We start from the raw sequence: 15,469 nt of genomic DNA, 5'->3' as shown, positions 1-15,469 counted from the left end.
ACGTGAGCCTGAGCATCGAGCTGATCACCCCGATCGCGATGGACAAGGGGCTGCGGTTCGCGATCCGGGAAGGCGGGCGCACGGTGGGGGCTGGAACCGTCACCGAGATTCAGGCTTGAGCGGGACGACGCGGGAGAGGCGGCGGTGAGAGACAACATCGTGTTCGAGTGCTCGGCGTGCAAGCGGCGGAATTACACGTCGACGAAGAACAAGAAAAAGACGACCGGCAAGCTGGAGCTCAAGAAGTTCTGCAGCCACTGCCGCGCCCATACCCTGCACAAGGAAACGAAGTAGGCGGCGTGGGGGCGGAGCGTGCAGGCCAGTAGCTCGAATGGCTAGAGCGCCGGTCTCCAAAACCGGATGTTGGGGGTTCGAATCCCTCCTGGCCTGCCAGTTCTCTCCGGTCCTGAACCGCCCAGAGAGTCGAAGATCATGAAGGAATGGATCGAGAAGATACGCCGCTTCCTGACGGAAGTGAACGTCGAGCTGAAGCGCACGACGTGGCCCAGCCGGCTCGAGGTCCAAGGGACGACGATGGTGGTGATCATCACCGTCTTCATCTTCTCGGTGTTTCTGTTCGGAGTGGATTGGCTCCTGGGCCACGGGGTCACGTGGCTCTTCGGGTATTTCAGGTAGCGACCGGAACGGTCCGCGCGGAGAGTCCATGGCGAAGCAGTGGTACATCGTGCACACCTATTCCGGCTACGAAGGAAAGGTCCGCGAATCGCTCAAGCAGCGGGTGGACGCCCTCGGCATGAACGAGGTCATCGGGGAGATTCTGATCCCCACCGAAGACGTGATCGAGATGCGCAGCGGGGAGAAGATCATCAGCAAGAAGAAGTTTTTCCCGGGCTACGTCCTGATCAACATGGAGATGTCCGACAACGCCTGGCACGTCGTCAAGAACACCCCGAAGGTGACGGGCTTCGTGGGGATGGGGAGCAAGCCGACCCCTCTCACCCAGGAGGAAGTCGATCGGATCATCAACCAGGTGTCGGTGGCCGCCGAGAAGCCGAAGCCGAAATTCCAGTTCCAGCGTGGCGAGCAGGTCCGCATCATCGACGGCCCGTTCACGAACTTTCAGGGAGTGGTGGACGAGGTCAACAACGATCGCGCGACCCTCAAGGTGATGGTGACGATTTTCGGCCGCGCCACGCCGGTGGAGCTCGATTTTCTGAAAGTCGAAAAACTCTAGAACGGCCCGTGCCGGGCCGGGAGACGCGGAATGGCCAAGAAGATCCAGGGCTACATCAAGCTGCAGATTAACGCCGGGAAGGCGACCCCCGCTCCGCCCGTCGGGCCGGCTCTCGGCCAGCAGGGCGTGAACATCATGGACTTCTGCAAGGCGTTCAACGCCAAGACGGCGAAGCAGGAAGGCCTGATCATCCCTGTCGTGATCACGGTCTACTCCGATCGGAGCTACTCGTTTGTGACGAAGACTCCTCCGGCCGCGATCCTGCTCAAGAAAGTGGCGGGCCTGGCGAAAGGCTCGGGGGCTCCCAACAAGGAGAAAGTGGGGAAGGTGACGCGCGCCCAGGTGGAGGAGATCGCCCGCACGAAACTCCCAGACCTGAACTGCAGTTCCGTGGAGGCGGCGGTCCGGACCGTGATGGGGACCGCCCGAAGCATGGGGATCGAGGTCGTCGAAGGCTGACGGCCCTGGCCCGCCGATTCCCCCGGTCGCCGGAGGGAGGCGGGAGCGGAGAGGAAAGATGGCGAAGCAAGGAAAGAAATACCGGGCGGCCCGGAAGGAGATCGAGACCCGCGGCTACACCCTGGAGGAGGCGATCCCCCTGGTCCGGCGGGTGAAGCCCTCGAAATTCGACGAGACGATGGAGATCGCGTTCCTGCTCGGCGTCGATCCGAAGCATGCGGACCAGATGGTCCGCGGCACGGTGGTCTTGCCGCACGGCACGGGCAAAACGAAGCGGGTTCTCGCCATCGCGTCGGGGGAGAAGATCGCGGAGGCGGAGCGCGCCGGCGCCGATTTCGCGGGCGGACTGGAGATGGTCCAGAAGATTCAGGGGGGGTGGACGGACTTCGACGCCGTCGTGGCCACCCCGGACACCATGAAGGAAGTCGGCAAGCTCGGAAAGATCCTCGGCCCGAAAGGACTCATGCCGAACCCGAAGGTCGGCACCGTCACGTTCGACGTCGCCAAGGCGATCCAGGAGATCAAGGCGGGCAAGGTCGAATTCCGGGTGGACAAGACTTCGATCGTTCACACCGTGTTCGGCAAGGCCTCGTTCGAGGAGAAGAAGCTGCTGGAGAACGCCCGGACGCTCGTCGCGGCCGTCCTCCGGGCCAAACCCCACACGGCCAAGGGCAAGTACCTGAGGTCGGTGCACATTTCCAGCACCATGGGCCCCAGCGTCGCGCTCGACGCGGCGAGCCTCGAATCCCTGGCCTAGTCGATCCGGGGCGGCTGAAAGGAGAGTGGAAGTGAACCGCGCTGAGAAAGAGAAGCACGTGGAAAGCCTGCGCCAGGAGCTGCAGGGGGTCCAGAGCGTCTTCCTCTTCGGCTATCGGGGCCTGACGGTGAATCAGGTCACCGATCTTCGGGCCCGGATCCGCAAGACCTCCTCGACCTACCGGGTGCTCAAGAACCGGCTGGCGGGCAGAGCCCTCGAGGAGACGCCGCTCGCGCCGCTGCGCCAGCACCTTCGCGGCCCCCTGGCCCTCACGTACCATCCCCAGGAGCCGATCGCGCTCGTGAAGGTGCTCACCGAGTTCGCCAAGGAGAATCCGGCGCTCGAGTTCAAGGCGGGCCTTCTGGAGGGCCGGCCCTTGAGCGTGGCGGATCTCGGCAATCTGGCGAGCCTTCCGGGCCGCGAAACGCTCGTCGCCCGGTTCGCGGGACTCCTCACCGCGCCGCTGGCGTCGTTCCAGAGAGCGCTGCTTTCCCCCCTGAGGGATTTCGCCTCCGTATTGGATCAGATCGCCAAGAACAAGCAGACCGGCTGATCGCCCCTCCGGGGAAAGGACGATCGGCATCCCGGCCGGAATGGGACGAAGACGCAGACATCAGAAAGCAACGGGACTCACCCTAGGAGGACGACGATGCCCGCGATTACGAAAGAGGACGTGAAGAAGTATCTGAAAGAAGCGCCGATGCTCGAGATTTCCGAGCTGGTGAAGGAGATCGAGAGCGAGTTCGGCGTCAGCGCCGCCGTGGCCATGCCGGCGATGGCGATGCCCGGGGCGGGCGCCGCGGCCGCGGCGCCGGCGGAGGAGAAGGACTCCTTCACCGTCGTGCTGACCGAGGTGGGCGACAAGAAGATCAACGTCATCAAGGCCGTCCGAGAGGTCACCAGCCTTGGGCTGAAAGAGGCCAAGGACCTGGTCGACGGGGCTCCCAAGCCCGTGAAAGAGGGAGTCACCAAGGCGGAGGCCGAGGAGATCAAGAAGAAGTTCGCGGAAGCCGGCGCCAAAGTGGAATTGAAGTAGGCCTCGTCCGGCCGATCGGGGCGAGCCGGCGATCGCCGGGACCCGGATCGGGCCGAGGGTTCCGCCGGGCGTTGTTCTTTCTTGCGCAAAAAACCAGACACTGGAGCGAACGAAGTGGATCAGAACGCACACTCAGGATCCCATTCCGAGCGGCTGAACTTCTCGAAGATTCACACGTCGATCCCGATTCCCAACCTGATCGAGGTGCAGAAGCACTCCTACGAGCGGTTCCTGCAGATGTACACCGCGCCCGCGGACCGGGAGGACACCGGCCTTCAGGCGGTCTTCAAGTCGATCTTCCCCATCTCCGATTTCCGCGGCACTTCGTCCCTCGAGTTCGAGGAATACTCGATCGGCAACTGGGAGTGCAAGTGCGGGAAGCTGGAGGGGCTCCAGCATCTCCGCATGTCCTGCGCCAAGTGCGGGAAGAAGATCGCGGTCCAGAACCCCAAGGTCTTCAGCGTCGTCTGCACCGATTGCGGCCACGTCAACGAGAGCCGGATCAGCATCTGCGACATGTGCGGCGATCCCGTCTCCCTGAAGTTCAAGTACGACGTGCAGGAATGCCAGGAGCGTGGCATGACCTACACCGTCCCGCTGAAGGTCAAGATCCGGCTCAAGGTGTTCGAGAAGGACACGACCACGGGCGCCAAGGAAATCCGCGACATCAAGGAGCAGGAGGTCTATTTCGGCGAAATCCCGCTGCTCACCGAGAACGGCACCTTCATCATCAACGGCACCGAGCGCGTGATCGTCAGCCAGCTGCACCGTTCCCCCGGCGTGTTCTTCCAGAGCAATCACAACCGCACGGTGTTCATGGCGAAGATCATCCCCTATCGGGGAAGCTGGGTGGAGTTCGAGTACGACGCCAAGGACATCCTGTACGTGCGCATCGACCGCAAGCGGAAGTTCCTCGGCACGATTTTCCTGCGGGCGCTGGGCCTGAAGACCGACGAGGAGATCCTGAAGGCCTTCTACGCCGTCGAGCGGATCACCTTCGACGGGAAGAAGATCCAGTGGATCGTCTCCCCGGGTCTGGCGGGACACAAGGCTAAGGCGGACGTTGTGGATCCCAAGACCGATGAAGTGATCGTTCCCAAGGGCAAGAAAATCCGCCGCGCCATGATCGCCCAGCTGGAGAAGTCGAAGATCGCCGCCATCCCGGTGGATCTCGAAGCCCTGGAGGGGGCCTACGCCGCGGCTGATCTCGTCGACATGAAGACGGGAGAGGTCCTGCTGGAGGCGAACGAACCCTTGACGGAGAAGGTCATCTCCGAGGTGATGGCCCGCGGCCTGGAGGAGATGAAGCTCTTCTTCCCGGGCGAAGACGACCTCGGGAACGTCCTTTCGGAGACGCTGCGCAAGGACGCCATCAAGACGCAGGATGAGGCGCTGGTGGAGATCTACCGGCGCCTGAGGCCCGGCGATCCCCCGACCCTGGAAGGCTCCCGCAACCTGTTCGAGGGGATGTTCTTCGACGCCAACCGCTACGACCTGTCGCGGGTGGGCCGGCTCAAGTTCAACACCAAGCTCGAGATCGCCGACACTCCCCTGGAGACCCGGACGCTGTCCTCCGCCGACTTCTGCAAGGTCCTCGAGTATATCTTCAAGCTGCGGAAAGGGATCGGGTCGCTGGACGACATCGATCACCTGGGAAACCGCCGGGTGCGGGCGGTCGGCGAGCTTCTCGAGAATCAGTTCCGCATCGGCCTGGTGCGCATGGAGCGGGCCATCAAGGAGAAGATGTCCGTCTACCAGGAGATGACCACCGCCATGCCGCACGACCTGATCAACGCCAAGCCCGTCATGGCGGCGATTCAGGAGTTCTTCGGCTCGAGCCAGCTTTCCCAGTTCATGGACCAGACGAATCCGCTCTCGGAGATCACCCACAAGCGTCGCCTTTCGGCCCTGGGACCCGGCGGATTGTCGCGGGAGCGGGCGGGTTTCGAGGTGCGCGACGTGCATCCGACGCATTACGGGCGGATCTGTCCCATCGAGACGCCGGAAGGGCCGAACATCGGGCTCATCTCGTCGCTTTCCTGCTACGCCCGGATCAACGAATTCGGGTTCATCGAGTCGCCCTACCGGAAGGTGGACAAGGGGAGGGTCCTCGATTACTTCCGGGTGATCAGCCGGGGGAACTCCCACTTCGAGGTGAACCAGGTCGCCGAAAAGCATGAGATGGAGGAGGAGCTGAAGCGCCTGAGGAAGACGACCGGGAGAAAGATCCGGCTTCCGGAGTTCGAGCCCCATCCCTTCTACCTGACCGCCTGGGAGGAGGACAAAGTCGTCATCGCCCAGGCGAACGCCGAGATCGACGAACGCGGCATGCTGGAGCAGGAGCGCGTCTCGGCCCGCGTCGCCGGAGAGTTCAAGCTGGTGCACCGGGACGAGGTCCAGTACATCGACGTCTCGCCGAAGCAGCTCGTTTCGGTGGCGGCTTCCCTGATTCCCTTCCTGGAGAACGACGACGCAAACCGCGCGCTGATGGGGTCGAACATGCAGCGGCAGGCGGTGCCCCTGCTGCGGGCGGAGGCGCCGTTCGTCGGGACCGGCATGGAGGAGATCACCGCGAAGGATTCGGGGGCGGTCGTGGTCGCCCAGCGCGACGGCGTCGTGGACTATGTCGATTCGCAGCGCGTGATCATCCGGGTGACTTCCGACGGCACCGCGAGCCCCCGCGAAGGCGAGGATTTCGGGGCCGACATCTACAACCTCACGAAGTTCAAGCGGTCCAACCAGAACACCTGCATCAACCAGAATCCGGTCGTGAAGGTTGGACAGGGAGTCAAGCGGGGAGAGGTCCTGGCCGACGGGCCCTGCACCGATCGCGGCGAGCTGGCGCTCGGACGAAACGTCCTGGTCGCGTTCATGCCCTGGCGCGGCTACAACTTCGAGGACGCCATTCTCGTCTCGGAGAAGCTGATCACCGACGACTACTTCACGTCCATCCACATCGAGGAGTTCGAGATCGAGGCCCGCGACACCAAGCTGGGCCCCGAGGAGATCACGCGGGACATCCCGAATGTCAGCGAGGACTTCCTGCGCGACCTGGACGAGAGCGGCATCATCCGCATCGGCGCCAACGTGAAGCCCGGGGACATCCTGGTCGGGAAGATCACGCCCAAGGGGGAAACCCAGCTGACCCCGGAAGAGAAGCTCCTCCGGGCCATCTTCGGCGAGAAGTCGGGAGATGTCCGCGACGCCTCGCTGACCACGCCGCCCGGGATCGAGGGCACCGTGGTCGACGTCAAGATCTTCTGCCGCAAGGGGGTCGAGAAGGACGGCCGCGCCCTGGCGATCGAGCAGGAGCAGATCGCGCGGATGGAGAAGAACCTCAACGACGAGATCCGCATCCTGAAGGAGGAGAATCGGAAGCGGATCACGGAGTTGCTGCTCGGCAAGAAGCTCTCGGCGCCCTTGAAGGAGAAGCGGGGCCGCAAGGAGCTGCTGCTCAAGGGGGCCGAGCTGACCGACGAGATCCTGGCCAACCTCTCGGTGGACGATCTGCTCCGCATGGAGGTGGAGCACAAGAAGTCCGACCAGATGGAGATCACGGAGATCGGCGAGCGGAACGAGCGCAAGGTGGAGATTCTCCGCCGGCTCTACGAGGAGAAGATCGCCCAGCTCCGCAAAGGAGACGAGCTGGCTCCCGGCGTGATCAAGATGGTCAAGGCGTACGTGGCCATGAAGCGCAAGCTGAGCGTCGGCGACAAGATGGCGGGCCGGCACGGGAACAAGGGCGTCATCGCCCGGATCCTGCCGGTGGAGGACATGCCCTACCTCCCTGACGGAACGCCGGTGGAAATCGTCCTGAACCCGCTCGGCGTCCCTTCCCGAATGAACGTCGGCCAGATCCTGGAGACGCATCTGGGATGGGCGGCCAAGGCTCTGGGGGTCCAGTTCGCCACTCCCGTGTTCGACGGCGCGCGCGAGGGGGAGATCAAGGAGCAGCTCCACAAGGCCGGGCTGCCGCTGTCGGGAAAGACGATGCTGCACGACGGAAAGAGCGGCGAGGCGTTCGACCAGAAGATCACCGTCGGCTACATCTACATGATGAAACTGTCCCACCTGGTGGACGACAAGATCCACGCCCGCTCCATCGGCCCCTACAGCCTGATCACCCAGCAGCCGCTGGGAGGCAAGGCCCAGTTCGGAGGCCAGCGGTTCGGAGAGATGGAGGTCTGGGCGCTCGAAGCCTACGGGGCGGCTCACATCCTGCAGGAGCTGCTCACCGCGAAATCGGACGACGTCTACGGAAGGACGAAAATCTACGAAGCTCTGGTGAAGGGGGAGACGACGGTGGAGCCGGGCCTCCCCGAATCGTTCAACGTGCTCGTACGGGAGCTCCAGAGCCTGTGTCTTGACGTGCAACTTCTCAGCGGGGGTGAAAAATGAGCCTGGTGGCCGAGGGAATCCGACCCCTGAGCAAGAGCTCACCCTTTTCGGACAAGGCGCGAACGATCAACGATTTCGAGGCCATCCGCATCTCGCTGGCCTCACCGGAGAAGATCCGTTCGTGGTCCTACGGCGAGGTCACGAAGCCCGAGACGATCAACTACCGGACCTTCAAGCCGGAGCGGGACGGTCTGTTCTGCGCGAAGATCTTCGGGCCGACCGTCGATTGGGAGTGCCTGTGCGGAAAGTTCAAGCGGATGAAGCATCGCGGCGTCATCTGCGACAAGTGCGGCGTCGAAGTCACCCAGAGCAAGGTCCGTCGCGAGCGGATGGGCCACATCGAGCTGGCGTCGCCAGTGTCCCACGTCTGGTTCTTCAAAGGGCTTCCGAGCCGGATCGGCCATCTCCTGGACATCACGCTGCGGGACCTGGAGCGCATCCTCTACTTCGAGGCCTACGTGGTCATCGATCCCGCCAGCACTCCGCTCAAGGAGAAAGAGCTCCTGACGGAGGATCGCTACCGGCAGCTCCGCGAGGAGCACGGTCACGCTTTCACCGCGATGATGGGCGCTGAAGCAATCAAGAAGCTCCTCCAGCGGGTCCGCGTGGAGGAGCTTTCGGTGGAGATGCGGGCGCGCATGAAGTCGGAGACCTCGGTCCAGAAGCGCCTGAAGTTCGCGAAGCGCTTGAAGGTGGTGGAGGCCTTCCGCAAGTCGGGCAACAAGCCCGAGTGGATGATCCTGGACGTCATCCCGGTGATCCCTCCCGAGCTGCGCCCCCTCGTCCCGCTGGACGGAGGGCGGTTCGCGACGTCCGACCTCAACGATCTCTACCGGCGGGTCATCAACCGGAACAACCGCTTGAAGAAGCTTCTCGAGCTCAAGGCGCCGGAAGTGATCATCCGGAACGAGAAGCGGATGCTCCAGGAGGCGGTGGACGCGCTTTTCGACAACGGCCGGCGGGGCCGGATCCTGCGGGGAACGAACAACCGTCCCCTGAAGTCGCTTTCCGACACGCTGAAGGGGAAGCAGGGGCGCTTCCGCCAGAACTTGCTGGGCAAGCGCGTCGACTACTCCGGCCGATCGGTGATCGTCGTCGGCCCCGAGCTGAAGCTGCATCAGTGCGGCCTGCCCAAGAAGATGGCCCTGGAGCTCTTCAAGCCCTTCATCTACAACAAGCTCGAGCAGGAGGGGCTCGTCTCGACGATCAAGGCGGCGAAGGAGATGGTGGAGCTCCAGAAGCCGCGGGTCTGGGATTTCCTGGAGGAGGTCATCAAGGAGCATCCGGTCCTCCTGAACCGGGCCCCGACGCTGCACCGCCTCGGCATCCAGGCGTTCGAGCCGGTCCTGGTCGAAGGCAAGGCGATCAAGATCCACCCTCTCGTCTGCACCGCCTTCAACGCCGACTTCGACGGCGACCAGATGGCGGTCCACATCCCCCTGTCTCCCAAGGCCCAGATCGAGGCCCAGGTCCTGATGCTTTCGACGCAGAACCTGCTCTCCCCGGCCAACGGCGCGCCGGTCGTGGTCCCCACGCAGGATATCGTCCTGGGGATCTACTACTTGACCAAAGCGCGCCCCGGCGCCAAAGGCGAGGGGCGTACCTTCAACTCGGTGGAGGAGGCGCTCCTGGCCCTCGAGGGGAAGGAAGTGGATCTCCTGGCGGCGGTCCGGCTCCGGTACACGGGCCAGTTGCTGGATCTCACCACCGTCTACGACGACCAGGACATCCTCCATACCGACGTCCAGGACGTCGAGAAGCAGTCGATCGAAACCACCGTCGGCCGCGTGTTGTTCAACGACCATCTGCCCGAAGGCGTGCCGTTCATCAACGGCATCCTCAAGAAGAAGGGTCTGGGACAGCTGGTGTCCTACTGCTACCTGCGGCTGGGGAGCGAGAAGACCGTGGTGATGGTGGACGAGATCAAGGCGCTCGGGTTCCTCTACGCGACCCGGGCGGGGGTGTCCATCGGCATCGACGACATGGTCATCCCGGCGAACAAGCCGAAGCTCGTAGAAGAGGCGCGACGGGAGCAGATCGCCGTCGAGCAGCAGTACCTCGACGGCGCCATCACGAACGGCGAGCGCTACAACAAGGTGATCGGGATCTGGTCCGACGTGACCGAGCGGATCTCCGACGAGATGTTCAAGGAGATGGAGAAGATCGACCGCAGCGGCGGGGAGTTCAACCCGATCTACATGATGGCCGATTCCGGCGCGCGCGGATCGAAGCAGCAGATGCGCCAGCTCGCCGGCATGCGGGGACTGATGGCCAAGCCCTCGGGGGAGATCATCGAGACTCCGATCACGGCGAATTTCCGGGAGGGGCTGAACGTGCTGCAGTACTTCATCAGCACCCACGGAGCCCGGAAAGGCCTGGCCGACACCGCCCTGAAGACCGCCGATTCGGGATACCTGACGCGGCGCCTCGTGGACGTCTGCCAGGACGTAATCATCTACGAAGAGGACTGCCAGACGCTCGACGGGATCTACGTCTCGGCGATCATCGAGGGCGGCGAAGTCATCGAGCCCCTGCGGGATCGGATCGTCGGCCGGGTCGCGATGGAGGACATCGTGGATCCCTTCACCGGCGATCTGATCATCAAGACCAACCAGGAGATCACCGAGGATTACGCCAACCTGATTCAGGCCTCCGGAATCGAGCGGGTGAAGATCCGCTCGGTGCTCACGTGCGAGAGCAAGCGGGGCGTTTGCGTCAAGTGCTACGGCCGGAACCTGGCCACCGGAAGGATGGTCGAGCTGGGCGAGGCGGTCGGCGTCCTGGCGGCGCAAAGCATCGGCGAGCCGGGCACGCAGCTTACCATGCGGACGTTCCACATCGGCGGCACTGCGAGCCGCGTCTCCGAACAGTCGACGCTCGAATCGAAGAACGCCGGAATCGTCCGGTTCATCAACCTCGCCACCGTGCAGAACAAGGACGGGGACCTGGTGGCCATCAACCGGACCGGCATGCTCGTCGTCCAGGATCCTAAGGGCCGCGAGAAGGAGCGGCACGCGGTGGTCTACGGAGCGACCGTCAAGGTCACGGACGGCCAGGAGATCGAGCCGGGAACGCTCCTGGTGGAGTGGGATCCCTACACCTTCGCCATCCTCACGGAGGTGGGCGGGGAAGTGGAGTTCAAGGACATCGTCGAAGGGGTGACGATGAAGGAGGAAGTCGACGAGGTCACGGGATTCGCCCGGCAGGTTGTCCTGGAATCGCCGGACGAGAAGCACCAGCCCCAGATCCTGATCCGGCAGGAAAAGAAGATCCTGCGGCGCTACCTCCTGCCGTCGCGCGCGCTGTTGATGGTGTCGAACGACAGCAAGGTCCATCCGGGAACGATCCTGGCGAAGATCCCGAGGGAGACGACCAAGACGAAGGACATCACCGGCGGGCTGCCGCGCGTCGTCGAGCTGTTCGAGGCGCGCCGTCCCAAGGAACCTGCCATCATCTCCGAGGTCGACGGCGTCATCAAGTACGGCGAGGTCGCGAAGGGGATGAGGAAGATCTTCGTCGTCACCGACGAAGGCGACAGCCACGAGTACCTGATCCCCAAGGGGGTGCACATCAACATCCAGGAAGGGGAGAGGGTGAAGGCGGGGGAGCCCCTGATCGACGGGCCGATCAATCCGCACGACATCCTGCGCGTCAAGGGCCAGAGCGAGCTCCAGGACTACCTGGTGAACGAGATCCAGGAGGTCTACCGGCTGCAGGGGGTGAACATCAACGACAAGCACATCGAGGTGGTCGTCCGCCAGATGATGCGGTGGGTCAAGCTCGAAGAAGTCGGCGACACCGACTTCATCATCGAGGAGCAGGTCGACAAGTTCCGGTTCCAGGAGGAGAACGCCCGGGTCCGCAACGAGGGAGGGGAGCCGGCGCGCGGCCGCCCGCTTCTCCTCGGAATCACCAAGGCCTCGCTTTCGACCGAGAGCTTCATCTCCGCCGCCTCGTTCCAGGAGACGACCCGCGTGCTCACCGAGGCGTCGATCAGCGGCAAGGTCGATTACCTGCGCGGCCTCAAGGAGAACGTGATCATGGGCCGGCTCATCCCGGCCGGGACCGGCATGGAATACTATCGGAGAATCACGATCGCGCCGGACGAGCCTCCGGTGGTCGAGGAAGAGCCGGAGATTCCGGAAGAGGTGGCGGCGGCGCTCCCCCCGGCGGCGGAGGAGGGGCTGCTGTCGTTGCAGGGGGACAAAGGCGCCATCTAACCCCTTGACAGCACTGAAGTCGTTTGATACCATCCGCGGGTTTTTCACCAAGCGATCCCGCGCGTGGCGACCAGGGAGCCTGAAAGACCCAACGCTCCACAGGACAGAAAGTTCCGGAGGTTCGGTTCAGTGCCGACGATCCATCAGCTTGTGAAGACCGGCCGGAGGCTGCAGCGAGGCCGCACCAAGAGCCCGGCGCTGCAGGCCTCTCCCCAGAAGCGCGGCGTCTGCGTCCGCGTGTTCACCTCCACTCCCAAGAAGCCCAACTCGGCGCTCCGGAAGGTGGCGCGGGTCCGGCTGACCAACGGCATCGAGGTGACGACGTACATTCCCGGAGTCGGTCACAATCTCCAGGAGCACTCGATCGTCCTGATCCGCGGGGGCCGGGTGAAGGACCTTCCCGGGGTCCGTTACCACATCGTGCGCGGAACGCTCGATTCGATGGGCGTCGAGGGGCGGAAGAAGAGCCGCTCGAAATACGGCGCGAAGCGACAGAAGGCGGCCGCGAGCTGATCCGCGAGGGTCGGTCCGGGTCGCGCTGAAAAAGGGTGCCATGCCGAGACGGAAAGTGATCGCCAAGAGGGAGATCCCGCCGGATCCGATGTACCAGTCCCAGCTGGTGACGAAGTTCGTGAACTGCGTCATGGAGCGCGGGAAGAAGAGCACCGCCGAGGGGATCTTCTACGGCGCCATGGATCTGGTCCGGGATCGGACCAAGGACGATCCCGTGAAGCTGCTGAAGAAGGCCGTGGACAACGTGAAGCCGATCCTGGAGGTCAAGTCCCGACGGGTGGGAGGCGCGACCTACCAGGTGCCGGTCGAGGTCAACCCCTCGCGCCGGCTGTCGCTGGCGATCCGCTGGCTGATCCAATACAGCAGCGAGCGGGGCTCCGAGAAGACGATGCGGGAGAAGCTGGCGGCCGAGATCCTGGACGCGGCCCAGATGCGCGGCAACGCCATCAAGAAGAGAGAAGACACCCACAAGATGGCGGAGGCGAACAAGGCCTTCGCCCACTATCGCTGGTAACGCTCAACGCATTCCCTGCGGTGACGAGGAGTCCGTCGGGTGCCGGCCCGTTTCTGTCTCTGCCCGAGCGCTTCGGGCCTTATAGGTAGTGCGAGTGCCGAGAAAATTCTCCCTGGAAAGGACGCGCAACATCGGCATCATGGCGCACATCGATGCCGGGAAGACCACGACCACGGAGCGCATCCTTTATTACACCGGCCGAATCTACAAGATCGGCGAGGTCCACGAGGGGACCGCGACCATGGACTGGATGGTCCAGGAACAGGAGCGCGGCATCACCATCACCTCCGCCGCGACCACGGCCGAATGGCGCGAGCACCGCGTCAACATCATCGACACTCCCGGGCACGTGGACTTCACCGCCGAGGTGGAGCGATCGCTCCGGGTGCTGGACGGCGCCATCGGCGTCTTCTGCGCCGTCGGCGGCGTCGAGCCGCAGTCGGAGACGGTATGGCGGCAGGCGGACAAGTACAGCGTCCCCCGGGTCGCCTTCGTGAACAAGATGGACCGGCAGGGCGCCGACTTCGATCGCTGTACCCGGATGATGGTGACCAAGCTCAACGCCCGGCCGGTCCCGATTCAGCTTCCCCTGGGCCGCGAAGAACGCTTCGATGGCGTCATCGATCTCGTCCGCATGAAGGCGCTGCGCTACCTGGACGCCGAAGCGGGGGCCGAGACCGAAGAGATCGACATCCCGCCGGAGTATCAGAAGGAGGCCGAGGCCGCCCGCGAGAAGCTGGTGGAAGCGGCCACCGAGCAGAGCGACGAGCTCCTCGCCAAGTATCTTGCCGGCGAGCCCTTCACTGAGGCGGAGCTGAAGGCGGCTATCCGGAAAGGAACCGTGAAGCTCCACTTCACTCCCGTGCTCTGCGGCGCCGCGTTCAAGAACAAAGGAGTCCAGCCGCTTCTCGACGCGGTGGTGGACTATCTGCCGTCGCCTTTGGACGTGCCCGCCATCGTGGGAACGGTGCCGGACACTAGCGAGGAGCAGGAGCGGCCCGCCGACGACAAGGCCCCCTTCGCCGCCCTGGTCTTCAAAATCATGACCGATCCCTACGTGGGGCAGCTCGCGTTCATCCGAGTCTATTCGGGCACGCTTTCGAGCGGCCACCAGGTCCTCAACGTCAGCCGCGGAAGACGGGAGCGCATCGGCCGGCTCCTCCAGATGCACGCCAACGAGCGGGAGGAGATCAAGGAAATCTACTCCGGAGACATCGCCGCCTGCGTCGGACTGAAGAACGTGACGACGGGCGACACCATCTGCGAGGAGGATGCTCCGATTCTTCTCGAGCCGATGGACTTTCCGGAGCCGGTCATCGCCGTGGCCATCGAGCCCAAGACCAAGGCCGACCAGGAGAAGCTGGGCGGGTCGCTGGCGAAGCTGGCCCAGGAGGACCCGACCTTCAAGATCCATACCGATCCCGATACCGCCCAGACGATCATCTCGGGAATGGGCGAGCTGCACCTCGAGATCATCACCGACCGTCTCGTCCGAGAGTTCAACGTCGGGGTGAACATCGGCAAGCCGCAGGTCGCCTACAAGGAGACGATTCGCAAGCGCGCCAAGGCGGAAGGGAAGTACATCAAGCAGACCGGTGGCCGCGGACAATACGGTCACGTGAAGATCGAGCTCGAGCCCCTTGCCCCGGGAGGGGGCTTCGTCTTCGAGAACGAGATCGTCGGAGGCGCGATTCCCAAAGAGTTCATCAAGCCGGTTGAGACGGGCATCCGGGAGGCGATGCAGAACGGCGTCCTGGCCGGATTCGAGGTCCGGGACGTGAAAGTGAGCCTCGTGGACGGCTCCTATCACGACGTCGACTCCTCCGAAATGGCGTTCAAGATCGCCGGCTCGATGGCCTTCAAGCAGGCCGCGTCGCACGCCGAGCCGGTTCTGCTGGAGCCGGTCATGTCGGTCGAAGTGGTGGTCCCGGAGCAATACATGGGAGAGGTCATCGGCGATCTGAACTCGCGCCGCGGGCGCGTCGAGCACATGGAGGTCCGCGCGGGGACGCAGGTGATCTCGGCGAGGGTGCCGCTGGCGGAGATGTTCGGCTATGCCACGGATCTCCGCTCGAAGACGCAGGGCCGCGCCACCTACACCATGCACTTCAATCATTACGAGGAAACTCCCAAGAACATCAGCGAGGGTGTCATCGCGCGAATCAAGGGAACCGCCAACACCTAAGCCCGTTCGGGCGACTCGCCGGCCCCATGACGGGGGCCCATGAAGGAGCCGGATGTCCAAGGAAAAGTTTGATCGTTCGAAGCCGCACGTGAACGTGGGGACGATTGGACACGTGGATCACGGGAAGACGACGTTGACGTCGGCGATCACGATGGTGCTGGCGAAGAAATTTCCGAAGATTCAGGTGCGGTC

At 63.7% G+C, this 15,469-nt stretch carries 14 protein-coding genes and 1 tRNA gene; all 15 read left to right on the top strand.

Translation table 11 applies throughout. The annotated features are described in order from the left end of the window. Positions 1–119: elongation factor Tu (gene tuf / locus VGR67_05015; protein HEV8335756.1), on the top strand; the 119-nt coding region annotated here is incomplete at its 5' end. A gap of 25 nt (positions 120–144) precedes the next feature. Next, complete coding sequence (rpmG, locus tag VGR67_05010) at positions 145–294, top strand: 50S ribosomal protein L33 (GenBank protein ID HEV8335755.1); 150 nt, start codon at positions 145–147, stop codon at positions 292–294. 22 nt (positions 295–316) lie between these two features. Beyond that, positions 317–393 (top strand) — tRNA-Trp (locus tag VGR67_05005). 39 nt (positions 394–432) lie between these two features. Continuing rightward, positions 433–636, top strand: coding sequence for a preprotein translocase subunit SecE (gene secE, locus VGR67_05000; protein ID HEV8335754.1), 204 nt, complete (start codon positions 433–435; stop codon positions 634–636). A gap of 28 nt (positions 637–664) precedes the next feature. After that, positions 665–1,195: a transcription termination/antitermination protein NusG gene (nusG, locus tag VGR67_04995; protein ID HEV8335753.1), complete on the top strand. Its 531-nt coding sequence runs from the start codon at positions 665–667 to the stop codon at positions 1,193–1,195. Positions 1,196–1,225: 30 nt separating this feature from the next. Continuing rightward, the gene (gene rplK / locus VGR67_04990) at positions 1,226–1,654 is read left to right on the top strand and encodes a 50S ribosomal protein L11 (GenBank protein HEV8335752.1); all 429 of its coding nucleotides are present in this window, start codon (positions 1,226–1,228) and stop codon (positions 1,652–1,654) included. Positions 1,655–1,712: 58 nt separating this feature from the next. Beyond that, complete coding sequence (rplA, locus tag VGR67_04985; GenBank protein ID HEV8335751.1) at positions 1,713–2,411, top strand: 50S ribosomal protein L1; 699 nt, start codon at positions 1,713–1,715, stop codon at positions 2,409–2,411. Between the two features lie 31 nt (positions 2,412–2,442). After that, positions 2,443–2,964, top strand: coding sequence for a 50S ribosomal protein L10 (gene rplJ, locus VGR67_04980; GenBank protein HEV8335750.1), 522 nt, complete (start codon positions 2,443–2,445; stop codon positions 2,962–2,964). Positions 2,965–3,060: 96 nt separating this feature from the next. Continuing rightward, positions 3,061–3,447, top strand: coding sequence for a 50S ribosomal protein L7/L12 (gene rplL, locus VGR67_04975; GenBank protein HEV8335749.1), 387 nt, complete (start codon positions 3,061–3,063; stop codon positions 3,445–3,447). Between the two features lie 114 nt (positions 3,448–3,561). Beyond that, positions 3,562–7,845, top strand: coding sequence for a DNA-directed RNA polymerase subunit beta (gene rpoB / locus VGR67_04970; GenBank protein HEV8335748.1), 4,284 nt, complete (start codon positions 3,562–3,564; stop codon positions 7,843–7,845). Further along, complete coding sequence (gene rpoC / locus VGR67_04965) at positions 7,842–12,065, top strand: DNA-directed RNA polymerase subunit beta' (GenBank protein HEV8335747.1); 4,224 nt, start codon at positions 7,842–7,844, stop codon at positions 12,063–12,065. Before rpoB ends, rpoC begins: the two co-directional genes overlap by 4 nt. Positions 12,066–12,194: 129 nt before the next feature. Further along, the gene (rpsL, locus tag VGR67_04960) at positions 12,195–12,578 is read left to right on the top strand and encodes a 30S ribosomal protein S12 (protein ID HEV8335746.1); all 384 of its coding nucleotides are present in this window, start codon (positions 12,195–12,197) and stop codon (positions 12,576–12,578) included. Between the two features lie 40 nt (positions 12,579–12,618). Continuing rightward, positions 12,619–13,092 (top strand): 30S ribosomal protein S7, encoded by a 474-nt coding sequence (rpsG, locus tag VGR67_04955; protein HEV8335745.1) that lies wholly within the window; start codon positions 12,619–12,621, stop codon positions 13,090–13,092. A 94-nt stretch (positions 13,093–13,186) separates the two neighbouring features. Next, a complete protein-coding gene (gene fusA, locus VGR67_04950; GenBank protein HEV8335744.1) occupies positions 13,187–15,277 on the top strand; it encodes an elongation factor G in 2,091 nt (696 codons plus the stop codon). A 52-nt stretch (positions 15,278–15,329) separates the two neighbouring features. Beyond that, the coding region (locus VGR67_04945; GenBank protein HEV8335743.1) for a GTP-binding protein at positions 15,330–15,469 on the top strand (140 nt) is incomplete at its 3' end.

Source organism: Candidatus Polarisedimenticolia bacterium (assembly GCA_036004685.1).
Lineage (GTDB): Bacteria > Acidobacteriota > Polarisedimenticolia > Gp22-AA2 > AA152 > DASYRE01.
The sequence above is the reverse complement of the archived record's forward strand: the minus strand, read 5'-3'. Positions and strand labels throughout refer to the sequence as shown.

What these genes read in the sequence shown, in the direction of transcription:
- secE (HEV8335754.1), top strand. Translation starts at nt 433, where the DNA reads ATGAAGGAATGGATCGAGAAGATACGCCGCTTCCTGACGGAAGTGAAC.
- nusG (HEV8335753.1), top strand. Translation starts at nt 665, where the DNA reads ATGGCGAAGCAGTGGTACATCGTGCACACCTATTCCGGCTACGAAGGA.
- rplK (HEV8335752.1), top strand. Translation starts at nt 1,226, where the DNA reads ATGGCCAAGAAGATCCAGGGCTACATCAAGCTGCAGATTAACGCCGGG.
- rplA (HEV8335751.1), top strand. Translation starts at nt 1,713, where the DNA reads ATGGCGAAGCAAGGAAAGAAATACCGGGCGGCCCGGAAGGAGATCGAG.
- rplL (HEV8335749.1), top strand. Translation starts at nt 3,061, where the DNA reads ATGCCCGCGATTACGAAAGAGGACGTGAAGAAGTATCTGAAAGAAGCG.
- rpoC (HEV8335747.1), top strand. Translation starts at nt 7,842, where the DNA reads ATGAGCCTGGTGGCCGAGGGAATCCGACCCCTGAGCAAGAGCTCACCC.
- rpsG (HEV8335745.1), top strand. Translation starts at nt 12,619, where the DNA reads ATGCCGAGACGGAAAGTGATCGCCAAGAGGGAGATCCCGCCGGATCCG.